The sequence below is a fragment of the Streptomyces beigongshangae genome (genome assembly GCF_019710745.1).
Lineage (GTDB): Bacteria > Actinomycetota > Actinomycetes > Streptomycetales > Streptomycetaceae > Streptomyces > Streptomyces beigongshangae.
Map to the genome: position 1 here is coordinate 130354 of NZ_JAHKJW010000001.1, position 22101 is coordinate 152454.

Consider the following 22101-nt stretch of genomic DNA (forward strand, 5'->3'; position numbering starts at 1 on the left):
GAATGATCGGGCCGGAAGTTAACCCACGTTAACCGGGAGGGCGCCATGGCGGAGCAGGGCGGGAAGGACGAGCAGGCCGGGCAGGGCACGGAGCGGCGGTTCGGGGAGTACGTGGTGGTGCGGCGGCACACCCCGTACGTCGCGGAGCTCTCCCTGGACCGGCCCGGGGCCATGAACGCCGTGTCGTCCGCGATGGCCCGCTCGATCGCCGCCGCCTGCGAGGCGCTGGCCGCCGACCGGGACGTACGCGTGGTCGTGCTGACCTCGACCCACGAGCGGGCCTTCTGCGTCGGCGCCGACCTCAAGGAGCGCAACTCGCTCACGGACGCCGAGCTGGTCCGGCAACGGCCGGTGGCGCGGGCCGCGTACACCGGGGTGCTGGAGCTTCCGGTGCCCACCGTCGCGGCCGTGCACGGGTTCGCGCTCGGCGGCGGTTTCGAGCTGGCGCTCGCCTGCGACCTGATCGTCGCGGACGGCACGGCCGTGGTGGGTCTGCCCGAGGTGTCGGTCGGCGTCATCCCCGGGGGCGGCGGTACGCAGCTGCTGCCGCGCCGGGTCGGTGCGGCGCGGGCGGCCGAGCTGATCTTCTCGGCGCGGCGGGTGGAGGCCGCGGAGGCGCGGCGGCTGGGGCTGGTGGACGAGCTGGTCGCCGACGGGGAGGACCGGGCGTCGGCGCTGGCCCTCGCCTCGCGCATCGCCGGGAACTCGCCCGTGGGGCTCCGGGCGGCGAAGCGGGCACTACGGCTGGGGCACGGGCTGGACCTGCCGGCGGGGCTGGAGATCGAGGACGCGGCCTGGCGGTCGGTGGCGTTCTCGGGAGACCGGGCGGAGGGGGTCGCGGCATTCAACGAGAAGCGACGCCCGGAGTGGCCTGGGGAGTAGTTTCCGCGCGGCCGGAACGGAAGCCGGCCTGAAAAGCCGGGGCGCAGCCCCGCTTTTCAGGGGCGCGGGGAACTGCGCGACCAGCCACGGCCGGCCCGCACCCTGGAACCGGTCCGGCGCACGCGGAGCGTCAACCCCGCCGGCTCATCAGCCACGGCTCCACCACGCCCAGACCCCGCACCGCCCGCTGCCACATCGGCTGGAGGCCGAAGCGGTACGCCGGCGGCTCCTCGCCCTCCTTCTCCGCCGCGATGGCCTCCTCCGCGGCGACCGCCTCGGAGGCGGGCGCGTCCCCCGTGCGGATGAGCTCCTCCGCGAACGCCCCGTCGACCAGGACCGCGTCCTTGGGAGCTATCGACGTCAGCCGGGACGCGAGGTTCACGGTTGTGCCGAACACGTCGCCCATGCGCGTGGTGACCGTGCCGAACGCGATGCCCACCCGCAGTTCGGGCATCGTGTCGTCGTTGGCCATCGTCTCGATCAGGCGCAGCGCGATCTCCGCGGCGATCCCCGCGTCGTCGGCCGCGTACAGCACCTCGTCGCCCAGGGTCTTGATGAGCCGTCCCCCGTGCGCCGCGACCAGGTCGGCGGCGGTGGTCTCGAACGCCTCGACGAGTTCGCCGAGCTCCTCCTCCTCCATCCGCCGGGTCAGCCGCGTGAAGCCGACGAGGTCGGCGAAGCCGACGGCCAGCCGACGGTCCACCATCTCCTCGTCGTCCGCGGCCTGCACGACACGGCCGGTCGCGGCGGCGAGCTGGCGCCGCCAGACGTAGACCAGGAACTCCTCCAGCTCGGGCAGCAGCAGCTCGATGAGGGGATAGGTGACCTCGGTGCGCGTCATGCCCGGTTCCGGGGGCTCGGTGAGCCCTTCCAGGAAGGAGTCGATCTGCCACTCGGCCAGTCTGGCCGTGGTCTGGCCGGTGGAACGCGCCACCTGGACCGCCATCGCCTCGCTGAGCAGCCCCGCCTCGACGAGACCGGCCAGCCGCCGCAGGGCCAGGACGTCCGCCTCCGTGAGCGCCTTGGCCTGGCCGATGTCGGCGAAGCCCATGGCCCGCCAGAAACGGGAGGCCAGCTCCATGGAGACACCCGCGCTGCGGGCCGCCTGGAAGGGGGTGTAGCGCCGCTCGGCGCCGAGGATGAGCTGTTCGAGCCGGAGCGCGAGCGGGTCCCCGTCGGACTCGGCGGCGTCCTGGTCGGTCCGGCTGTCCTGCGCGTCCGTCCGGCCCCGCGGATCCGTCCGGTCAGCGGCCGGGACCCGGCCGTCCTGCGCGTCCACTGCGTGCTGTTCCTCTTCCCTCACGCGCTCCACGCGCGCATGCGCCTCGGCGCGGTCGACCCGCGCGGCATCCGTGCCGGCGACGGGCCCGGCCGTACGACCCGGCCCACCGCCGGAGGCGGGGCCGCCCGTGCCCGAACCGCTGTCGTCGACCGTCACGCCTGCTGCCCTTCCGATTCGCCGCGGTCAGGTACCGACCGGCCTCAACTCTACGGCAGGTGTGCTCTGGCTCACTCCCTACTGCCGGGGCCGGACGGCCCGTGGACCTCTCCGTACGCGTACGTCCGGCGGACCACTCACTGTCGTACGGGCCGGGCGCGCCCCCTGCTCACCACCGGCACGAACGGGTGCGGACACCCCGCGTACCCCTCTGGGCCCGTTCGTCACTCACAACCCTTTCGTCCCCCCGTTCGTCCCCCGGCTCCCGCTCGCCGGCCGTCAGCCGCCGTCCGCGGGGCCCGCCGGCCGCAGGTGCACGATGTCGCCCGCGCCCACGGGCCGCTGGACACCCTCCGCCGTGGCGAGCACCAGCCGGCCGTCGCCGTCGACGGCCACGGCCTCCCCGGAGACCGATGTGCCGCCGGGCAGCTCGGCCCGCACCGTCCGCCCGAGCGTCGCGCACCCCGCGGCGTACGTGTCCTGGAGGCCGGACGCGGCGGGGTCGCCCGCCACGCTCCGCCACTTCACGAACCACTGTTCGAGCGACCGCAGAACGGTGCGCAGGACCGTGTCCCGGTCCGTGGTCGTCGCCCCGGCGAGGGCGAGCGAGCCGGCTCCCGGCACGGGCAGCTCGTCGGCGCGCAGCGTGACGTTGACGCCGACGCCGACGACCACCGCGTCGGCCCCGGCGCGCTCGGCGAGGATGCCGCCCGCCTTGCGCTCCTCGCCCCCCACCGTCACCAGCAGGTCGTTGGGCCACTTCAGGGCCGTGTCCACACCGGCCGACCGTGACAGCCCCGTCGCCACCGCGACCCCGGTGAGCAGCGGCAGCCAGCCCCACCGCTCGACCGGTACCCCGGCGGGCTTCAGCAGGACGGAGAAGAAGAGGCCCGAGCGGGCGGGCGCCGTCCACCGCCGGTCGAGGCGGCCCCGTCCGGCGTCCTGCTCCTCGGCGACCAGGACCGCGCCCTCCTCCGCCTTGCCGTCGGTGGCGAGGGCGACGAGGTCGGTGTTGGTGGAACCGGTGCGGGCCACCACCTGGACGTCGGACCAGAGCCCGCCGTCCCGCACGAGCGCGCGGCGCAGCGCCCTGGCATCGAGAGGCGGACGATCCAGGTCGGACCACCGGCTGCTGTTCGCGTCTGAGTCATCTCGCGGCGTCATGCAACCCACCCTAGGTGTGGTAAACGCCGCACTGCCGAACGGTAGGCGCACCACTACGCTACGGATGGGTAGCCAACCCCTCCTCCGAGCACGCCCCTCTCCCCGTACGTCCCCGCACATCCCCCGTACGTCCCCCGCACGTCCCCACTGAGCAGGCAGGGAGCCGCATCCCGATGTCCGAGCCGGAACAGCAGCACGAGACCGACGTCCACACCACCGCGGGCAAGCTCGCGGACCTGCGGCGCCGCATCGACGAGGCGACGCACGCCGGCTCGGCACGCGCCGTCGAGAAGCAGCACGCCAAGGGCAAGCTGACGGCCCGTGAGCGGATCGAGCTGCTGATGGACGAGGGCTCCTTCGTCGAGTTCGACGAGTTCGCGCGGCACCGCTCGACGGACTTCGGCCTGGCGGACAACCGCCCGTACGGGGACGGGGTCGTGACCGGCTACGGCACGGTGGACGGGCGCCCGGTCGCCGTGTTCTCCCAGGACTTCACGGTCTTCGGCGGCGCGCTCGGCGAGGTCTTCGGCCAGAAGATCATGAAGGTGATGGACTTCGCGCTGAAGACCGGCTGTCCGGTCATCGGCATCAACGACTCGGGCGGCGCCCGCATCCAGGAGGGTGTGGCGGCGCTGGGCATGTACGGCGAGATCTTCCGCCGCAACACCCATGCCTCGGGCGTGATCCCGCAGATCAGCCTGGTCGTCGGACCGTGCGCGGGTGGCGCGGTCTACTCCCCCGCCATCACCGACTTCACGGTCATGGTCGATCAGACCTCGCACATGTTCATCACCGGTCCGGACGTCATCAAGACGGTCACCGGTGAGGACGTCGGCTTCGAGGAGCTGGGCGGCGCGCGCACCCACAACACGACCTCGGGCGTGGCCCACCACATGGCAGGGGACGAGAAGGACGCGATCGAGTACGTCAAGTCGCTGCTCTCCTACCTCCCGTCGAACAACCTCAGTGAGCCGCCCGCCTTCCCCGAGGAGGCGGACCTGACGACGACGGACGAGGACCGCGAGCTGGACACGCTGATCCCGGACAGCGCCAACCAGCCGTACGACATGCACACGGTGATCGAACACGTCCTGGACGACGCCGAGTTCTTCGAGACGCAGCCGCTGTTCGCGCCGAACATCCTCACCGGCTTCGGCCGCGTGGAGGGGCGTCCGGTGGGCGTCGTCGCCAACCAGCCGATGCAGTTCGCGGGCTGCCTGGACATCGACGCCTCCGAGAAGGCCGCCCGCTTCGTGCGCACCTGCGACGCCTTCAACCTGCCCGTCCTCACCTTCGTGGACGTCCCCGGCTTCCTGCCGGGCGTCGGCCAGGAGCACGAGGGCATCATCCGCCGCGGCGCCAAACTCATCTACGCGTACGCCGAGGCGACCGTCCCCCTGATCACGGTCATCACCCGCAAGGCCTTCGGCGGCGCCTACGACGTCATGGGCTCCAAGCACCTCGGCGCGGACCTCAACCTCGCCTGGCCGACCGCCCAGATCGCCGTCATGGGCGCCCAGGGCGCGGTGAACATCCTGCACCGGCGCACCATCGCCGCCGCTCCCGAGAGCGAGCGGGAGGCCACCCGCGCCCGGCTGATCCAGGAGTACGAGGACACGCTGCTCAACCCCTACACGGCGGCCGAGCGCGGTTACCTCGACGGCGTGGTCCTGCCCTCCGACACCCGCTCCCACGTCGTACGCGGCCTGCGCTCGCTGCGCACCAAGCGGGAGTCCCTGCCGCCGAAGAAGCACGGCAACATCCCCCTCTAGGACACCAGGAACCCGGAGCCGATATGACGATCAAGGTCGTACGGGGCAACCCGACCCCGGAGGAGCTGGCCGCCGCACTGGCGGTGGTCCGGGCCCGCGCCGCGGCGGTGGCTGCGTCCCCGCCCGGCGCGGCCCGCGGCCGGGACGCGTGGTCCGACCCGTCCCGCATCACCCGGACCCGCCTGCCGGCCCCGGGCCCGCAGAGCTGGACCAACACCTTCCGGCCCGTCTGAGGAGGGGTCCCGCGAGGGCGCGGGGCCCCTCCTCCGGCCCCCTCCTCCGGCGCTCCTCCTCCGGTCCCCGCACGTCCGGTTCCCGCGCGCCCGCGGTCACAGGACGTCGGCGACGGCCCCGGCCATCACCTCGTACCCGGCGTCGTTCGGATGCAGGTGATCGCCGAAGTCGTAGGCGGGGAGCAGCACGTCCGGGTCGCCGGGACGGCCCAGCGCCCGGTGGAGGTCGACCACCGCGTCGTACTCCCCCGCGCGACGGACCCAGTCGTCGAACGCACGGCTCACCTCCGCCGCCCGCTCCCCCCAGTGGTCGGACCCCCCGAACGGCGGCAGCGTCGCCCCGACGACCCGCACCCCGCGCGCCCGCGCCCGCCGTATCAGCTCCCGGTGCCCCGCGATCAGCTCATCCGCCCCGACATGCGGCGCGGGCCGGTACGTGGGTTCCGCAGGCGCCTCGCTGAACCCGATGTCGTTCAGCCCGAGCAGCACGACCACCGTGTCGACGCCGGCCAGGTCCAGCACGTCCCGCTCCAGCCGGTGAAGTCCCTTCTCCCCGTACCAGGCCGAGTCGTTGAGCAGCAGGTTCCCGCCGATACCGGCGTTGAGCACGGGCCGGCCGGTGCGCGCGGCGAGGGCGTCGGACCATCTGCGGTCCGCGCCGGGCGTGGACCCGAACCCGTCGGTGACCGAGTCGCCGAAGAGCGCCACCGCGTCGGTGCGCCCGGCGCGGACGTCGACGCCGGACAGGAGGTACCAGGACTCGGTGACCTGGTCGAAGCCCGCTCCGCCGGTGTCGTCCAGCAGGTCCCCCGCGCCCCGGTAGCTGGTCGCGAATGCCTGCGCGTGGAAGGTGGCGGGCCCGGTGACGGCGTCGAGGTGGAGGGTGACGGTCACCCGGTCCCCGGCCTCCACGGCGAGTTCGGCCGCGTCGCCGACGACCGCCCCGCGCGCGGGGATCGCGGTGGACCCGGCCCCGGCGAAGGTGACCCGCCGGACCGAACCGGGCCTTACGGCCGCCCCCGAGGCCGTAAGGGCGAGGGTCGCCCCCGCGATCCGCAGCGGCGAGGTCCCGTACGCGTTCGAGAGGCGGATCCGGACGCGGTCGCCGCCCGCGGTCACCCGGACGACCTGGCGCAGGGAGTGGCGCCAGAAGCCCTCCTGCGACCAGTTGGGGGTGAAGCCGGTGCTCGGCGCCTGCGGAGAGGCGGTCCAGGCGGTGGTGAACACAGCAGTTCCCTCCTAATGGGACAGGCGTCCCTTTAATGATGACGGGAACGGTAGCAGGAGCGGACCGGCTAATGGAACTTCAGTCCCCTTTGGTAAGATGAGTACGCGTACTCAGGCTTTCGGAGCCGTACCGGAGTGACGATCGGAGACATGCTGTGGTCCGATCCGGAGAACGAGCCGTCGAAGGAGCTGCGCGACATGCAGGACATGTTGCGGCGGCTCGGCGTCCTCATCGCACTGGCCGTCGTGTTCGCGATGGTCATCCTCGGTCTGATGTGAGGGCGGGCTCCCGGTGCGGGCCGGTGCGGGCGCGGGCGGGCGGGGGCGGGCGGGGCACCGCCGATACGCTGACCGCATGACTGATCAGCCACACCGCCGGCTCGTCCTCGCCTCCCAGTCCCCCGCCCGGCTCGGACTGCTGCGGCAGGCCGGGCTCTCCCCCGAGGTCGTCGTCAGCGGGGTCGACGAGGACGCCGTGACCGCCCCGACCCCCGCCGACCTGGCGCTCGCGCTCGCCGAGGCGAAGGCGTCCGTGGTGGCCGCCCGCCCCGAGGCCGGGGGCGCCCTGGTGATCGGCTGCGACTCGGTGCTCGAACTGGACGGCGTGGCGTACGGCAAACCGGCCGACGCCGAGGAGGCGACCGCGCGCTGGAAGACGATGCGCGGCCGGACGGGCGTCCTGCAGACCGGCCACTGCGTGTGGGACACCGCGGCCGGCCGTCACACGTCGGCGGTCGCCTCCACCGTGGTCCGCTTCGGCGAACCGACCGACGCCGAGATCGCCGCGTACGTCGCCTCGGGCGAGCCGCTCCACGTCGCCGGGGCGTTCACGCTCGACGGCCGCTCCGCCCCGTTCGTCGACGGCATCGACGGCGACCACGGCAATGTCATCGGGCTCTCACTGCCGCTGCTGCGCCGGCTGCTGGCCGAACTGGGCGTCGGCATCACGGACCTGTGGACCCCGCGCGAGAAGTGACACGGGCGGCGGGGGGAGAGGGCGACAGAGGGGGCAGCCGGCGGTGACGCACCACGGCCGGCGGTGACACGGAAGACGGCCGTCAGGAGACCGAGGGCGCCGGTGGTGACGGCGGTGACGGTGACGTCGGCGGTGACAGGACCGGTGCCGCGCCGCCGTCCGCGGGGTCGCCGCCCGGCCCCGCCGCGGCGTCCCGGCGGTCGTACGTCATGAAGATGAGCACGATCAGACCGAGCACGGCCATCATGAAGGCGAACGCGCCCCAGCCCACCAGCCCTACGGCGAACGCACCGAGCAGGGCATGCACCACCGCCGCGCTGATCAGCAGGATGCGGCCGAGGCCGGCGGGCGCGCGGTCACGCAGGGCGACGCGCAGCGCGGTGAGGCCGCAGAGCGCGAACCAGAGACCGAAGACCAGCCCGGCGACCTTCGAGGACGTGGCCATCACCTCGGGGTCGAGCCCCGCCAGGGACATGTCCTGCCGGTCGACCACGACGCCCATGAACCAGTTGACCCACGCGACGCCCACCGCCTCCGCGAAGAGCACGATCGCGGTCACCCACGCCACCGGTCTGCGGATCACCCGCCCCCACCCACCTTCGACTTCCACCCGAGCGGGGCCGCTGTTACCCCAAGTATGTTCGAGACAGCGAGCACGCTACTAACGAGTAAACCCAGGGACAAGGGATCGGCGGGGGGCAAAGAATCATTGGGCCGTTCGTAGGGTCTCCACAAAGAAACGCAGTGGCGCGCAGCACGCTCTCACAGAGACCCTGACCACACCGGAAGGCTAGGGTTCATGGCAAGCGCCCTGCGTACCGAGGTGCGACAAGGGATTTCACCGGCGAGCGGGCCTTGTATCACGCTCCGTGTGGGCAAGCTCACCATCAGGGACGGGTCGATGCTTCGTGTCGGCAGTCCCTAAACTCGGCTTGTTTCAAGGAGAGGGAGCCAACGTGCGCAAGGTGTTGATCGCCAACCGTGGCGAAATCGCTGTTCGTGTCGCCCGAGCGTGCCGAGACGCCGGTATCGCGAGCGTGGCGGTGTACGCCGAGCCGGACCGGGACGCGCTGCATGTGCGGGCCGCCGACGAGGCGTTCGCGCTGGGCGGTGACACCCCCGCGAGCAGTTACCTGGACATCGCGAAGGTGCTGCAGGCCGCCAAGGACTCCGGAGCGGACGCGATCCATCCCGGATACGGCTTCCTCTCCGAGAACGCCGAATTCGCGCAGGCCGTCCTGGACGCGGGCCTGACCTGGATCGGCCCGCCGCCGCAGGCGATCCGCGACCTGGGCGACAAGGTGGCGGCCCGTCACATCGCCCAGCGCGCCGGCGCGCCGCTGGTCGCCGGTACGCCGGACCCGGTGTCCGGCGCCGAGGAGGTCGTCGCCTTCGCCCGCGAGCACGGCCTGCCCATCGCGATCAAGGCGGCCTTCGGCGGTGGCGGCCGCGGTCTGAAGGTGGCCCGCACCCTCGAAGAGGTCCCCGAACTGTTCGACTCCGCGGTGCGCGAGGCCGTCGCCGCCTTCGGCCGCGGCGAGTGCTTCGTGGAGCGCTACCTCGACAAGCCCCGCCACGTGGAGACGCAGTGCCTGGCCGACAGCCACGGCAACGTGGTGGTCGTCTCCACCCGTGACTGCTCCCTGCAGCGCCGCCACCAGAAGCTGGTCGAGGAGGCGCCCGCGCCGTTCCTCTCCGAGGCCCAGGTCGCCGAGTTGTACGCCTCCTCGAAGGCGATCCTCAAGGAGGCCGGGTACGTCGGCGCGGGCACGGTGGAGTTCCTGGTCGGCGCGGACGGCACGATCTCCTTCCTGGAGGTCAACACCCGTCTGCAGGTCGAGCACCCGGTCACCGAGGAGGTCTCCGGCATCGACCTGGTCCGTGAGATGTTCCGGATCGCCGACGGCGAGGAACTGGGCTACGACGACCCGCCGCTGCGCGGCCACTCCTTCGAGTTCCGCATCAACGGCGAGGACCCGGGCCGCAACTTCCTGCCCGCCCCCGGCACCGTCACCGCCTTCGCCGCGCCGTCCGGTCCGGGCGTGCGCCTGGACGCGGGCGTGGAGAGCGGCAGTGTCATCGGCCCGGCCTGGGACTCCCTGCTCGCCAAGCTGATCGTCACCGGCGCCACCCGCGAGCAGGCGCTCCAGCGGGCCGCCCGTGCGCTGGAGGAGTTCACCGTCGAGGGCATGGCCACCGCCATCCCCTTCCACCGCGCCGTGGTCACCGACCCCGCCTTCGCTCCCGAACTGACCGGCTCCACCGATCCGTTCACGGTCCACACCCGCTGGATCGAGACCGAGTTCGTCAACGAGATCCCCGCCTTCACCGCTTCCGCGGACACCGACACGGACGAGGAGCCGGGCCGCGAGACGGTCGTCGTCGAGGTCGGCGGCAAGCGCCTCGAAGTCTCCCTGCCGACCTCGCTGGGCATGTCCCTGGCCCGTACGGGGCTCGCGGCGGGCGCCAAGCCCAAGCGCCGCGCGGCCAGGAAGTCCGGTCCGGCCGCCTCGGGCGACACCCTCGCCTCCCCCATGCAGGGCACCATCGTGAAGGTGGCCGTGGAGGAGGGCCAGGAGGTCAAGGAGGGCGACCTGATCGTCGTCCTGGAGGCCATGAAGATGGAGCAGCCCCTCAACGCCCACCGCTCGGGCACCGTCAAGGCCCTGGCCGTCGAGGTGGGCGCGTCCCTCACGTCCGGCGCGGTGATCTGCGAGATCAAGGACTGACCCCGCCCCGTCGTCACGAGGCGCCCGGCGGACAGGATGCCCTGTCCGCCGGGCGCCTCGGCATACCGGGCACCCCGGAGAACGTGCCCCGAAGGGGCGCGGGGAACTGCGCGAGCAACCACACTCCGGCGGTCACCAGGCCACGAAACGCCGGCCCCCTCCCCCGCCGGCCCCGCCGGAGGCGGCCCCCGTCGGAGGCGGCCCCCGCAGGACGCAAGAGAGGTCGGGCGAACCCCATGACCACCCCGCCGGCAGGCCCCCGCATGCGAGCCGACGCCCGTCGCAACCGCGCCCGCCTGGTGGCGGAGGCGCGCACCGCGTTCGCCCGGCACGGCGCGGACGCGCCCCTGGAGGACGTGGCACGACGCGCGGGCGTGGGCATCGGCACCCTGTACCGCCACTTCCCCAACCGCCACGCGCTCCTGAGCGCGATCTTCGCGGACGCGGTGAGCGATCTGCTGACCCGCTCACGCGAACTCCTCGACGACCCCCGCCCCTGTACGGCGCTCGTGACCTGGCTGCGCGCCGTCATCACCCAGGCGAGTGAGTACCGCGGGCTGTCGCGGGCGCTCATGGCGGCCTCGCACGACGACGCCTCGGCGCTCGCGCGGTGCAGCGGCCCGATGCGCGAGGCGGGCAGCGCCCTCCTCACGCGTGCGCAGGAGGCGGGCGCCGTACGCCCCGGTGTCTCCATCGGTGACCTGCTCCAGCTGACCAGCGCGATCGCGCTGGCCGCCGAGGAGACCCCGGACGACCCGGAGCTGGCCGACCGCCTGCTGACCCTGACCCTGCGCGGCCTGAAGGCGGAAGGCTGAGGGCCCGAAGGGCTCGAAGACCTGAAACCCGAAAGCCTGAGAACCTCAAAGCCCAAATGCCCAAATGCCCAAATACCCGAAGGTCCGGAGCCGGTCGCGTCACCGCCTGCGCAGGTCCGCGACGCGAGCCCGCTCGCCCTGGGGCTGCTCCCCCAGGACCGACGCGGCACTGCGCAACTGCGGTCCCGCACCGGGCACCTGACCGCGGCGGGGACCGGGCAGCGGCACGTCCCGGCGTGACGGCTGGCGCCCCGCCGGGACCGTATCGCCGCCCGCACCGCCGGTTCCGGCCACCGCGATCTGTACGCCCTGGTCGGCCAGGGCCTGCAGTTCGGTGGCCGCGCGGTCGTCCTGGGCCGGCGGCTCGTCGGTGACCAGTCGGGTGATCACATCGGTCGGCACCGTCTGGAACATCGTGTCGGTGCCGAGTTTGGTGTGGTCGGCGAGCACGACGACCTCGGCCGCGGCCTGGACGAGCGCGCGGTCGACGGAGGCGGAGAGCATGTTGGAGGTGGACAGGCCGCGCTCCGCGGTCAGCCCGCTCCCCGACAGGAAGGCACGGGAGACCCGCAGCCCCTGGAGGGACTGCTCGGCCCCGCTGCCCACCAGGGCGTAGTTGGAACCGCGCAGGGTGCCGCCCGTCATCACGACTTCCACCCGGTTGGCATGGGCCAGCGCCTGGGCCACCAGCAGGGAATTGGTGACGACGGTCAGCCCCGGCACCCGCGCGAGCCGGCGGGCCAGCTCCTGTGTGGTGGTTCCCGCCCCCACCACAATGGCCTCGCCCTCTTCGACGAGACCCGCGGCGAGATCGGCGATGGCCGTCTTCTCGGCGGTCGCGAGATGAGATTTCTGCGGAAAGCCGGACTCCCGCGTGAACCCGCCCGGCAATACCGCACCGCCGTGCCGGCGGTCGAGGAGTCCTTCTGCCTCCAGTGCGCGCACGTCCCGCCGTACGGTCACTTCGGAGGTCTGGACGACGCGTGCGAGCTCACGGAGCGACACGGCTCCATTTGCTCGCACCATTTCGAGGATCAATTGGCGACGTTCTGCAGCGAACACGAAACTGACAGTAACCCCAACGACCGTCTGCTTTCAGCAGTTTGCGCCGAATAACAGAAGTTGTTCGCATGGGGGTGTGCGAAGTGGTATACGCGCCTAATCGCCCCGCCTATGCCGCACGAATGGTCGACACCTCCCGTGCCCCGGTGGCGAGGGCGGCCCCGTGACCGGCGCGGGACCACCCGCGCCTCAGTCCTCGCCGGCCGTCTTACGGGTGTGCAGCTGTCGCGCCACCTCGGCGATCGAGCCCGAGAGGGACGGGTACACGGTGAAGGCGTTCGCGATCTGTTCGACCGTGAGGTTGTTGTCGACCGCGAGCGAGATCGGGTGGATGAGCTCCGAGGCGCGCGGCGCGACGACCACGCCGCCGACGACGATCCCGGTGCCCGGACGGCAGAAGATCTTGACGAAGCCGTCCCGGATGCCCTGCATCTTGGCGCGCGGGTTGCGCAGCAGCGGCAGTTTCACGACGCGGGCGTCGATGGCCCCGCCGTCGACGTCGGCCTGCGTGTACCCGACGGTGGCGATCTCGGGGTCGGTGAAGACGTTCGACGACACCGTCTTCAGGTCCAGCGGGGCCACCGCGTCGCCGAGGAAGTGGTACATGGCGATCCGGCCCTGCATGGCGGCCACGGAGGCGAGCGCGAAGACCCCGGTGACGTCACCGGCGGCGTACACGCCGGGGGCCGTGGTGCGGGAGACCTTGTCGGTCCAGATGTGCCCGGACTCCCGGACCTTGACCCCCGCCTCCTCCAGGCCCATGCCCTCGGTGTTCGGGATGGCGCCGACGGCCATCAGGCAGTGCGAGCCGGTGATGACGCGGCCGTCGGAGAGCGTCACCTCGACCCGGTCCCCGACGCGCTTGGCGGACTGGGCGCGCGAACGGGCCATGACGTTCATGCCGCGCCGCCGGAACACGTCCTCCAGGACGGCCGCCGCGTCCGGGTCCTCGCCCGGCAGCACGCGGTCGCGGCTGGAGACCAGCGTGACGCGCGACCCGAGGGCCTGGTAGGCACCGGCGAACTCGGCACCGGTGACACCGGACCCGACCACGATCAGCTCGTCCGGGAGTTCGTCCAGGTCGTAGACCTGCGTCCAGTTCAGGATGCGCTCGCCGTCCGGCTGCGCGTCGGGCAGCTCGCGGGGGTGCGCGCCGGTGGCGACGAGTACGGCGTCGGCGGCGAGCGTCTCCTCGCTGCCGTCCGCGGCCCGTACGACGACCTTGCGCGAGCCGTCCGTGCCCTGCTGCCCGTCGAGCCGTCCGCGGCCCCGCAGCACCCGCGCCCCGGCACGCGTCACGGAGGCCGTGATGTCGTGGGACTGGGCGAGCGCGAGCCGCTTCACCCGGCGGTTGACCTTGCCGAGGTCGACACCGACGACCCGTGCGGGCTGGTCGATGTGCGGGGTGTCGTCGGCGACGATGATCCCCAGCTCCTCGTACGACGAGTCGAAGGTGGTCATCACCTCGGCCGTCGCGATCAGGGTCTTCGACGGGACGCAGTCGGTGAGCACCGACGCCCCGCCCAGACCGTCGCAGTCGACGACAGTCACCTCCGCGCCGAGCTGGGCGGCCACGAGGGCCGCCTCGTATCCGCCGGGTCCGCCACCAATGATCACGATCCGAGTCACGTACTCCATTGTCCCGCACGCTTCAAGGTGCTTCCGCACGGGGTTCCGTCCGGGGTTCCGTCCGGGCGCCGGAACACGTGTCACGGACGCGCGTCACGGACGCGCGATCAGGGGCCGCCGTCGCTGGGGAGTCACACGCGTCCGCTGCCGTACCCTCGGTCCCATGTCGCTCTACGCCGCGTACGCCGGCAATCTCGACCCGCGGCTCATGACGCGCCGCGCCCCCCACTCGCCGCTGCGCGCCACGGGGTGGCTCAACGGCTGGCGGCTGACGTTCGGCGGCGAGCACATGGGCTGGGAGGGCGCGCTGGCGACCATCGTCGAGGCCCCGCGCTCCCAGGTCTTCGTGGCCCTGTACGACATCGCTCCCCCGGACGAGGAGTCCATGGACCGCTGGGAGGGCGTCGGCCTCGACGTCTACCGGCGGATGCGCGTACGGATCCACACGCTGGAGGGCGAGGAGTCGGCTTGGCTGTACGTCCTCAACGGGTACGAGGGAGGACTGCCCTCCGCCCGCTACCTCGGTGAGCTGGCGGACGCGGCCGAGTCGGCGGGAGCCCCGCACGACTACGTGATGGAACTGCGCAAGCGCCCCTGCTGACCCGCGCCGGCCCGCGGGACACGCCGACACGGGAACAGCGGCCTCCGGCGGGAGCGGAGCGGCCTCCGGCGGAAACGACGGGACAACGATCGCCGACCGGCGGGCATCAACATCTACGCGCGTAGGCCCGAACCGGCTACCCTCATGCGCGTGAACGCATCTCTTCTTCCGGACGACATCCAGGGCGACCCGTACGCCGCCGCCGACGCCGCCGCCTCGCGCCTGCGGGAACTCTCGGGCGCCGAGACCCACGACGTCGCCCTCGTGATGGGCTCCGGCTGGGCCCCGGCCGTGGACGCCCTCGGCTCCCCCGCCGCCGAGTTCCAGGTCACCGACCTGCCCGGCTTCCCGCCGCCGGTGGTCGAGGGACAGGGCAGCAAGGTCCGCTCGTACCGGATCGGCGACAAGCGCGCGCTCGTGTTCCTGGGCCGTACGCACTACTACGAGGGCCGCGGGGTCGCCGCCGTCGCGCACGGCGTCCGGACGGCCGTGGCCGCCGGCTGCAAGACCGTCGTGCTGACCAACGGCTGCGGCGGGCTGCGCGAGGGCATGCGGCCCGGGCAGCCTGTCCTCATCAGCGACCACCTCAACCTGACGGCGACCTCCCCGATCGTCGGCGCGAACTTCGTCGACCTGACGGACCTGTACTCGCCGCGGCTGCGGGCGCTGTGCAAGGAGATCGACCCCTCGCTCGAAGAAGGGGTGTACGCGCAGTTCCCCGGGCCGCACTACGAGACGCCCGCGGAGATCCGGATGGCCCGGACGATCGGGGCGGACCTGGTCGGGATGTCGACCACCCTGGAGGCGATCGCCGCGCGGGAGGCGGGGGCCGAGGTGCTGGGCATCTCCCTCGTCACCAACCTGGCCGCCGGTATGACGGGGGAACCCCTGAACCACGAGGAGGTGCTCCAGGCGGGCCGCGACTCGGCCACGCACATGGGAGCGCTCCTCACCCGGGTGCTGGACCGGCTGTAGGTCTCCCCGCCCCGCCGGGGCACACCACCACGCAGAACGACGACGAAGAGACGACGAAGAGAGGTCGACCCTCGTGCAGGACGAACTCATCGCGCGGGCCGGGGCCTGGCTGGCCGAGGACCCCGACGCGGAAACCCGTGAGGAACTCGCCAAGCTCATCGCCACCGAGGACACCGCGGAGCTCACCGCGCGCTTCGCCGGCACCCTGCAGTTCGGCACGGCCGGCCTCCGCGGCGAGCTGGGCGCGGGCCCGATGCGCATGAACCGCTCGGTCGTCATCCGCGCCGCCGCCGGTCTCGCCGCGTACCTGAGGGCGCGGGGGCAGGCGGACGGCCTCGTCGTCATCGGCTACGACGCCCGCCACAAGTCCGCCGACTTCGCCCGCGACACCGCCGCGGTCATGACGGGCGCCGGTCTGCGCGCCGCCGTGCTGCCCCGCCCCCTCCCCACCCCCGTGCTCGCGTACGCCATAAGGCATCTGGGCGCGGTGGCGGGCGTGGAGGTCACGGCCAGCCACAACCCCCCGCGGGACAACGGCTACAAGGTCTACCTCGGCGACGGCTCCCAGATCGTCCCCCCGGCGGACGCGGAGATCGCCGCCGAGATCGCCGCGATCACCGGCCTGGCCGACGTCCCCCGCCCGGACTCCGGCTGGGAGATCCTCGACGACGGCGTCCTGGACGCCTATCTGGAGCGCACGGACGCGGTACTGGCCGCCGGTTCGCCGCGCGGTGCCCGCACGGTCTACACGGCGATGCACGGCGTCGGCAAGGAGACCCTCCTGGCGGCGTTCGCGCGGGCCGGCTTCCCCGCCCCCGTCCTCGTCGCCGAGCAGGCCGAGCCGGACCCGGACTTCCCCACGGTTGCGTTCCCGAACCCGGAGGAGCCGGGCGCGATGGACCTGGCCTTCGCGAAGGCCCGCGAGAGCGACCCGGACCTGATCATCGCCAACGACCCGGACGCGGACCGCTGCGCCGTGGCCGTCAAGGTCGGCGGGAACGGCGGGAACGGCGGGGACTGGCGCATGCTGCGCGGCGACGAGGTGGGCGCGCTCCTCGCCGCGCACCTGGTCCGCCGGGGCGCGCGGGGCACCTTCGCGGAGTCGATCGTCTCCTCCTCCCTCCTCGGCCGCATCGCCGGGAAGGCGGGCCTGCCGTACGAGGAGACCCTGACGGGCTTCAAGTGGATCGCCAGGGTGGAGGGCCTGCGGTACGGCTACGAGGAGGCGCTGGGCTACTGCGTCGACCCCGACGGCGTACGGGACAAGGACGGCATCACGGCGGCCCTCGCCGTCACGGAGCTGGCCTCGGAGCTCAAGGCGGAGAACCGCACGCTCCTGGACCTGCTGGACGACCTCGCGGTCGAGCACGGGCTGCACGCCACGGACCAGCTCTCGGTCCGGGTGGACGACCTCTCCCTGATCACGGACGCGATGCGCCGCCTGCGCGAGCGGCCTCCGACGCGCCTGGCGGGCCTGCCCGTCACCGCCGCCGAGGACCTCACGCGGGGGACGGACCGGCTGCCGCCCACGGACGGCCTGCGCTACACGCTGGACGGCGCCCGGGTCGTCGTCCGCCCCAGCGGTACGGAGCCGAAGCTGAAGTGCTACCTGGAGGTGGTGGTGCCGGTCCCCGGCCACGACGGCCTCCCGGCGGCGCGCGCGAAGGCGGCGGAGCTGCTGTCGGCGATCAAGCGGGACCTGTCGGCCGCCGCGGGCATCTGACCCGTCCGGGCGAGGGGCCCATCGGCTCCCCGCCCGGACAGCCGTCCTACAGGCCGTACCGGCTCTTCAGGTGGCGCCAGAAGTCGCGGAACATCCACAGGTCGAACTCCGTGATCCGCGCGGCGCTGCCCGCCTTCATGAGGAAGCAGCACTGGCCCGTCGGCGTCCAGTCGTAGAAGTCGTCCAGGCCGAAGGTGTGGCCCACCTCGTGCAGGTAGATGTGGATGTCCTCCTGGGACAGCGCGCCCGTGAAGTACTCCCGGCCGACCCGCTGGCCCCAGTCCCCGCCGGCCCCGCCCTGGAAGCCCTCGGTCAGCCAGAGGGACTGGTCGTAGTGGCGGGCCGCGCCGCCCGGACACCTGGAGTAGTCGCCGTCCTGGTGGAAGAAGCGGCCGCAGTCGGGCGCGCACTGCGGGGCTCCCCCGCTGTCGAGGTTCCCGGCGTAGACGTCGACGGAGTTGTCGGTCCACCGGAGCGTGGAGCGGTTCTTCACCGCCCAGCCGACGATGTCGACCGGCACGTTCGTGTACGGCCAGGCGTTGTGGCCCGTGCCGTTGTCGACCATGGCCGCGCTCCACTTGCCGAACTGCTTCTTCAGGGCGGCGTGGATCCGGTCGCGCAGGGCCGCGTCGACCGGGGCGTCGGACTCCCAGCGGACGCAGTAGTTGATGCTGCCGCGGTTGGCCATGACCTGGTCCCAGCCGTAGTTCCGGAAGCCGTGGAGGTCGGGGTAGGTCGACGAGACGTGGTTCCACACCTCGTTCAGCGGCTGCACCAGGTGCGCGGGCGGGTTCCACTGGTCGGCCGCCCTCGCGGAGGACGCCGAGGAGGAGGGGGAAGTGAGGGGTGAGACGACCAGTGCGGCCAGCGCGACGAGGACGGTGATCAGACGTGCCAGGTGTCTGTGCACGGTGAACTCCCTGAGTGGGGGGACGGGATCTCCCCCTCAGGTCGCCACCGGCACGGGCGCGGGTTGCCCACCGGACGGGCACGACTTCAGCCGTGCACGGCGCGGAGGGCTCCGGCCGTGAGTGGAGGACTCCGGCCGGCACCGCTCAGCCCCACACCACCAGCACCGCCGCCCACAGCAGCGCCAGCACCACGGCGAACGGCCACAGCGGACGCCCGCGTTCGGGTGCGGTGCTCTCCCCGGTGGGCCGCAGCGCCGGGTCCCTGCGCATGGCCGACAGCTCGGCCGCCAGCGCGTCGTACGGGTGGACCAGGCCCCGCCGCCGTTCGAACCACGCCCAGCGCGGCGCCGCGACCGACCAGTCGTCGTCGCGCCAGCGGAGCTTCAGCTCGAAGGACCGGCGGCGTACGGAGCGGATGTCGTCCCAGGGAACGTGCCGGGGGCCGCGCAGTCCGGTGATCCACAGGCCCGAGCGGTCCGCCGTGATGCGCCAGGCGAGTTTCACGGGGACGCGGACGGCTCCGTAGAGGCCGAGGGCCGCGACCAGGCCCAGTGTCCCCACGGACCGTTCGGACTCGGTGAACCCGGTCCAGATGAGCCAGCCGCCCCACTGCACCAGCAGTACGGCGGCCAGCCGGTCCGGCCAGCCCGCACGCCAGCGGCGCACCGGGGCGGGGGCGCGGTCGGCGACCGCCTGCCGTGCCCGCCGTTCCAGCCGGCGGTTCCGCTCCTCGCGCGCCTTCTCCCCGGCGGCGCGCCGCACACCGGCGCTCGGCGACAGAGGGCGGACCGGTCCCGCCGACCACTCCGCCAGCGGTGGCTGGTCCGGGTCCTCGTCGGCGCTCAGGACCACCACCTCGGCGCCGTCGAAGGGGGCGCCGAAGAGGACCGCTTCGCGGACCGGCCCGGGGGTGTCGTCGTCCGCCGCGTCGAGGAGCCGCTCCAGCTCCCCGGCGGCACCGGCGACGGTGCCGGCACCGGGTTCGGGGGCGTCCTCGTGGTCGTCCGCCTCCGCCTCCGTGTACGCCTTCGTAGCCGTATCCGTATCCGTATCCGTCTCGGCCTCGCTGTCGTACGAGGTCAGGTCCACCGTGAAGAGCGGCCGCGCCGCCGCGAGGTCGTCCGCCGCGTACACCTCCGTGGTGCCCCGCGCGTCGTCGCGCACGAGCACCCGCAGTACGGGTACGGGGGCCCCGCGCAGCGCGAGGGCCCGGTGGCGGCCGAGCCACGCCGAGGCCAGGGCGGTCGCACCGAGCCCGGCCAGGTAGCAGGCCATGACCCAGGAGCCGCGGTGGTCGTCGGCCGTCCCCCACCGGTCCGCGGTGGCGCCGGTGAGCACACCGAGCGCGAGCACCGCGGCGCCGAGCGGGAACAGGAAGCGGCCGCGCCGTACGGGGGCGTCCGCGTCCGGAACGCGTGCCGCGCCGCCCCCGGCGGCCTCCAGCGCCCGCTCCAGCTGGATGCCGCGAGCCCGCAGGCGTACGGCGACGGCGGCCCAGGAGGCCACCACGACCAGCGCTCCGGCGGCCGTCACGGCCCAGGGCTGCGCCGGTGCCTCCACGGCGAGCGCGAGGAGCAGCGCGGGCGCGCCGGCCCGGACGAGTTCGGGGTGCGCGAGCACCCACAGGACGTACACGGCGAAGCCCGCCGCGACGGGCGGCCACACTCCGCCGATCATCGACGCCCAGGCTCCGGCGCAGAGGGCGAGGGTCGTCACGGCGCCGGCGATCGACCTGCGCACCCGCGGGAACGTCCAGCGCGGCGCCAGCGCGGCCGACCAGTCCGCCGCCCGGCCGGCCGTCCAGTCCCGGCAGTCGCCGGGTATCGCTGCCGCGGGCAGCCGCAGCGGCTCGTCGTACGACACATGCACTCCTGGATCGCCGGGGGGGGAGGGGGGACGCCGGTGCGGGCACCGGCGCGGGCACCGGTGGTGACGGTGGCGACCGGAACGTGCCGTCCGGGCCGGCGCACGCCCGGCCCCCGGTGACAGGTGCCGCCCTCTCGTACGGACCGGCGCGTCCATCGCCTCAAGGCGGGCCCGCTTTCGTGTGCGGCGGCCCGTGGTGCCGGGCGGTGGCGGACCGGCTCAGCCCAGCGCCAGCAGGATCGCCAGGAGTACGGCTCCGGCCGCCGCCGGGGCCGCGATCTCGTACGCCCAGCGCACCGACGCCTCCCCCTGGGCCCGCGGGTCCTTGCCGCGGGCCTCCAGGAGTTCGCGCAACTCGTCGACGATCCGGTCGCCCTGGGCGCGGACGGGGCCCTCGGGCACCGGCGAAGGACGCGGGGAGGGGTACGGGGAGCGTCCGCGGCGGGGGCCCGCCGTCTCCCCGCGGGCCTCCTTGCGGGCGGCCCTCTTGCGCGCCCGCAGGGAGACCGGCACGGCCCACACCTGGTACTTGGTGCCGTCCTTGTCGAGCACCTCGTTGGAGTAGCCGGACTTGAACGTCCCGACCGTCCCCCACGGCAGTGTGATCACCCGGAAGGGGTTGCGGATGCGCAGCCGCTGCTCGTTCGCGTACACGGCCGGGCGCAGGGTGAAGGCGGTGACCAGCGGTACCAGGAGGAGCAGGGTGGCCAGGGAGATCCAGGGCGTGCGGCCCTCACCCGTGATCAGTGCGTCGATGCCGAGCCAGGCGATGATCGCCAGCAGCAGCACTCCGCCCGCGATGCCGGAGGGGGACCGGTAGACCCGGTCCTTGAACTGGGGTTCCGGGGTGTGCGGGGTGTTCGGGGTGGGCGGCTGGGGGTCCGGGGTCGTCATGGCCCCGATTCTGCCCGACGACGGGTGGGGTGCTCTGCGGGGGCGGCGTTGTCCTCTGCGGGTGCGTGACGCCGGGCGCGCCGTTCCCCGCGCCCCTGACGGGGGCCCGCCCCGATGCCCCGTGCAGGTCCATGGGGGTTGCGCGCGCAGATCTCCGCGCCCCTGACGGGGGCTCCTCATGGGGAGCCGTCGCCGGGGGTGTACAGCCGCTACGCGCGTAGATATGCTCGGGTGGTGACCATGCCCATCACTGCATCCTCCGCAGCCCACGCACTCACGGACGTGACCGCTTCGGACAGCTCGCTGCGCCGTTTCCTCCACGGGCTGCCCGGCGTCGACACGGTCGGCCTGGAGGCGCGTGCCGCCTCGCTCGGCACCCGCTCCATCAAGACCACCGCGAAGGCGTACGCGATCGACCTCGCCATCTCGATGGTCGACCTGACGACGCTGGAAGGCGCGGACACCCCCGGCAAGGTCCGGGCGCTCGGCGCCAAGGCCGTCCACCCGGACCCCACGGACCGTGCGACCCCGGCGACCGCCGCCGTCTGCGTCTACCCCGACATGGTGGCCACCGCGAAGGAGGCCGTCGCCGGCTCGGGGGTGAAGGTCGCCTCCGTGGCGACCGCCTTCCCGGCCGGCCGCGCCGCGCTCGACGTGAAACTGGCCGACGTGCGGGACGCCGTCGCCGCGGGCGCCGACGAGATCGACATGGTCATCGACCGCGGGGCGTTCCTGGCGGGCAGGTACCTGAAGGTGTACGACGAGATCACCGCCGTGAAGGAGGTCTCGGGCGCCGCCCGTCTGAAGGTCATCTTCGAGACCGGCGAGCTGTCGACGTACGACAACATCCGGCGGGCGAGCTGGCTCGGCATGCTGGCGGGCGCGGACTTCGTCAAGACCTCGACGGGCAAGGTCGCGGTCAACGCGACGCCCGCGAACACCCTCCTCATGCTGGAGGCCGTCCGCGACTTCCGCGCGCAGACCGGGGTCCAGGTCGGGGTGAAGCCCGCCGGCGGCATCCGCACCACGAAGGACGCCGTCAAGTTCCTGGTCCTGGTCAACGAGACCGCGGGCGAGGACTGGCTGGACAACCACTGGTTCCGCTTCGGCGCGTCCTCGCTCCTGAACGACCTGCTGATGCAGCGCCAGAAGCTGACCACCGGCCGCTACTCCGGCCCCGACTACGTGACGGTGGACTGATCCA

Annotated in this window: 20 protein-coding genes; 11 read left to right on the forward strand and 9 right to left on the reverse strand. The window is 73.0% G+C overall.

Annotation, left to right across the window (positions count from 1 at the left end; genetic code table 11):
* The first annotated feature begins 45 nt into the window (after positions 1–45).
* A complete protein-coding gene (locus KM933_RS00570) occupies positions 46–882 on the forward strand; it encodes an enoyl-CoA hydratase/isomerase family protein (protein ID WP_221347729.1) in 837 nt (278 codons plus the stop codon).
* A 130-nt stretch (positions 883–1012) separates the two neighbouring features.
* Here the strand turns inward: KM933_RS00570 and KM933_RS00575 are convergent, their stop codons facing one another.
* Positions 1013–2320, reverse strand: a complete 1308-nt coding sequence (locus tag KM933_RS00575) for an adenylate/guanylate cyclase domain-containing protein (protein ID WP_221347730.1) — start codon at positions 2318–2320, stop codon at positions 1013–1015.
* Between the two features lie 279 nt (positions 2321–2599).
* Positions 2600–3484 (reverse strand): biotin--[acetyl-CoA-carboxylase] ligase, encoded by an 885-nt coding sequence (locus KM933_RS00580; RefSeq protein WP_221347731.1) that lies wholly within the window; start codon positions 3482–3484, stop codon positions 2600–2602.
* A gap of 173 nt (positions 3485–3657) precedes the next feature.
* On the opposite strand from KM933_RS00580, the gene KM933_RS00585 reads away from it, so the two are divergent.
* Complete coding sequence (locus KM933_RS00585; RefSeq protein WP_221347732.1) at positions 3658–5256, forward strand: acyl-CoA carboxylase subunit beta; 1599 nt, start codon at positions 3658–3660, stop codon at positions 5254–5256.
* A 23-nt stretch (positions 5257–5279) separates the two neighbouring features.
* A complete protein-coding gene (locus tag KM933_RS00590) occupies positions 5280–5489 on the forward strand; it encodes an acyl-CoA carboxylase epsilon subunit (RefSeq protein WP_221347733.1) in 210 nt (69 codons plus the stop codon).
* Positions 5490–5585: 96 nt separating this feature from the next.
* On the opposite strand, the gene KM933_RS00595 is transcribed toward KM933_RS00590, so the two are convergent.
* On the reverse strand, positions 5586–6716 hold the full coding sequence (locus KM933_RS00595; protein ID WP_221347734.1) for a GDSL-type esterase/lipase family protein: 1131 nt from the start codon (positions 6714–6716) through the stop codon (positions 5586–5588).
* A 150-nt stretch (positions 6717–6866) separates the two neighbouring features.
* On the opposite strand from KM933_RS00595, the gene mmpB reads away from it, so the two are divergent.
* Both mmpB and KM933_RS00600 read left to right on the forward strand, forming a co-directional pair.
* A complete protein-coding gene (mmpB, locus tag KM933_RS38920) occupies positions 6867–6995 on the forward strand; it encodes a morphogenic membrane protein MmpB (RefSeq protein ID WP_260332841.1) in 129 nt (42 codons plus the stop codon).
* A gap of 76 nt (positions 6996–7071) precedes the next feature.
* Positions 7072–7692, forward strand: coding sequence for a nucleoside triphosphate pyrophosphatase (locus KM933_RS00600; protein ID WP_221347735.1), 621 nt, complete (start codon positions 7072–7074; stop codon positions 7690–7692).
* An 82-nt stretch (positions 7693–7774) separates the two neighbouring features.
* Here the strand turns inward: KM933_RS00600 and KM933_RS00605 are convergent, their stop codons facing one another.
* Complete coding sequence (locus KM933_RS00605) at positions 7775–8275, reverse strand: hypothetical protein (protein ID WP_221347736.1); 501 nt, start codon at positions 8273–8275, stop codon at positions 7775–7777.
* A gap of 373 nt (positions 8276–8648) precedes the next feature.
* Between KM933_RS00605 and KM933_RS00610 the strand changes: the two genes are divergently transcribed.
* Together KM933_RS00610 and KM933_RS00615 are read left to right on the forward strand one after the other, a co-directional pair.
* The gene (locus KM933_RS00610; RefSeq protein ID WP_221347737.1) at positions 8649–10421 is read left to right on the forward strand and encodes an acetyl/propionyl/methylcrotonyl-CoA carboxylase subunit alpha; all 1773 of its coding nucleotides are present in this window, start codon (positions 8649–8651) and stop codon (positions 10419–10421) included.
* 236 nt (positions 10422–10657) lie between these two features.
* Positions 10658–11236 carry a TetR/AcrR family transcriptional regulator gene (locus KM933_RS00615; RefSeq protein WP_260332843.1) on the forward strand — a complete coding sequence of 193 codons (579 nt, stop codon included), beginning with the start codon at positions 10658–10660 and terminating at the stop codon, positions 11234–11236.
* 99 nt (positions 11237–11335) lie between these two features.
* Here the strand turns inward: KM933_RS00615 and KM933_RS00620 are convergent, their stop codons facing one another.
* Positions 11336–12298: a DeoR/GlpR family DNA-binding transcription regulator gene (locus tag KM933_RS00620; RefSeq protein WP_221347738.1), complete on the reverse strand. Its 963-nt coding sequence runs from the start codon at positions 12296–12298 to the stop codon at positions 11336–11338.
* A gap of 189 nt (positions 12299–12487) precedes the next feature.
* On the reverse strand, positions 12488–13936 hold the full coding sequence (locus tag KM933_RS00625; RefSeq protein ID WP_221347739.1) for an NAD(P)H-quinone dehydrogenase: 1449 nt from the start codon (positions 13934–13936) through the stop codon (positions 12488–12490).
* A 154-nt stretch (positions 13937–14090) separates the two neighbouring features.
* On the opposite strand from KM933_RS00625, the gene KM933_RS00630 reads away from it, so the two are divergent.
* From KM933_RS00630 to KM933_RS00640, 3 genes are all read left to right on the forward strand, one after another.
* Positions 14091–14528, forward strand: coding sequence for a gamma-glutamylcyclotransferase family protein (locus tag KM933_RS00630; RefSeq protein WP_221347740.1), 438 nt, complete (start codon positions 14091–14093; stop codon positions 14526–14528).
* Between the two features lie 150 nt (positions 14529–14678).
* Positions 14679–15503, forward strand: coding sequence for a purine-nucleoside phosphorylase (locus tag KM933_RS00635; RefSeq protein WP_221347741.1), 825 nt, complete (start codon positions 14679–14681; stop codon positions 15501–15503).
* Between the two features lie 73 nt (positions 15504–15576).
* Entirely contained in the window at positions 15577–17226 is a 1650-nt protein-coding gene (locus KM933_RS00640) for a phospho-sugar mutase (RefSeq protein WP_221347742.1), read from the forward strand.
* Positions 17227–17272: 46 nt separating this feature from the next.
* Here KM933_RS00640 and KM933_RS00645 read toward each other — a convergent pair whose 3' ends face one another.
* The 3 genes from KM933_RS00645 to KM933_RS00655 form a co-directional block, all read right to left on the reverse strand.
* The gene (locus tag KM933_RS00645) at positions 17273–18136 is read right to left on the reverse strand and encodes a hypothetical protein (RefSeq protein WP_221347743.1); all 864 of its coding nucleotides are present in this window, start codon (positions 18134–18136) and stop codon (positions 17273–17275) included.
* A 145-nt stretch (positions 18137–18281) separates the two neighbouring features.
* Positions 18282–20000: a hypothetical protein gene (locus KM933_RS00650; RefSeq protein WP_221347744.1), complete on the reverse strand. Its 1719-nt coding sequence runs from the start codon at positions 19998–20000 to the stop codon at positions 18282–18284.
* Positions 20001–20222: 222 nt separating this feature from the next.
* Positions 20223–20897 carry a PH domain-containing protein gene (locus KM933_RS00655; protein WP_221347745.1) on the reverse strand — a complete coding sequence of 225 codons (675 nt, stop codon included), beginning with the start codon at positions 20895–20897 and terminating at the stop codon, positions 20223–20225.
* Positions 20898–21137: 240 nt separating this feature from the next.
* Between KM933_RS00655 and deoC the strand changes: the two genes are divergently transcribed.
* Entirely contained in the window at positions 21138–22097 is a 960-nt protein-coding gene (gene deoC / locus KM933_RS00660) for a deoxyribose-phosphate aldolase (protein WP_221347746.1), read from the forward strand.
* Positions 22098–22101 lie beyond the last annotated feature (4 nt).

Bases quoted from the DNA above. Each gene is read 5' to 3' on its own strand.
- KM933_RS00580 (WP_221347731.1), bottom strand. From the start codon at position 3,484: ATGACGCCGCGAGATGACTCAGACGCGAACAGCAGCCGGTGGTCCGAC.
- KM933_RS00590 (WP_221347733.1), top strand. From the start codon at position 5,280: ATGACGATCAAGGTCGTACGGGGCAACCCGACCCCGGAGGAGCTGGCC.
- KM933_RS00585 (WP_221347732.1), top strand. From the start codon at position 3,658: ATGTCCGAGCCGGAACAGCAGCACGAGACCGACGTCCACACCACCGCG.
- KM933_RS00625 (WP_221347739.1), bottom strand. From the start codon at position 13,936: ATGGAGTACGTGACTCGGATCGTGATCATTGGTGGCGGACCCGGCGGA.
- KM933_RS00570 (WP_221347729.1), top strand. From the start codon at position 46: ATGGCGGAGCAGGGCGGGAAGGACGAGCAGGCCGGGCAGGGCACGGAG.
- KM933_RS00600 (WP_221347735.1), top strand. From the start codon at position 7,072: ATGACTGATCAGCCACACCGCCGGCTCGTCCTCGCCTCCCAGTCCCCC.
- KM933_RS00615 (WP_260332843.1), top strand. From the start codon at position 10,658: ATGACCACCCCGCCGGCAGGCCCCCGCATGCGAGCCGACGCCCGTCGC.
- KM933_RS00630 (WP_221347740.1), top strand. From the start codon at position 14,091: ATGTCGCTCTACGCCGCGTACGCCGGCAATCTCGACCCGCGGCTCATG.
- mmpB (WP_260332841.1), top strand. From the start codon at position 6,867: ATGCTGTGGTCCGATCCGGAGAACGAGCCGTCGAAGGAGCTGCGCGAC.
- KM933_RS00655 (WP_221347745.1), bottom strand. From the start codon at position 20,897: ATGACGACCCCGGACCCCCAGCCGCCCACCCCGAACACCCCGCACACC.
- deoC (WP_221347746.1), top strand. From the start codon at position 21,138: ATGCCCATCACTGCATCCTCCGCAGCCCACGCACTCACGGACGTGACC.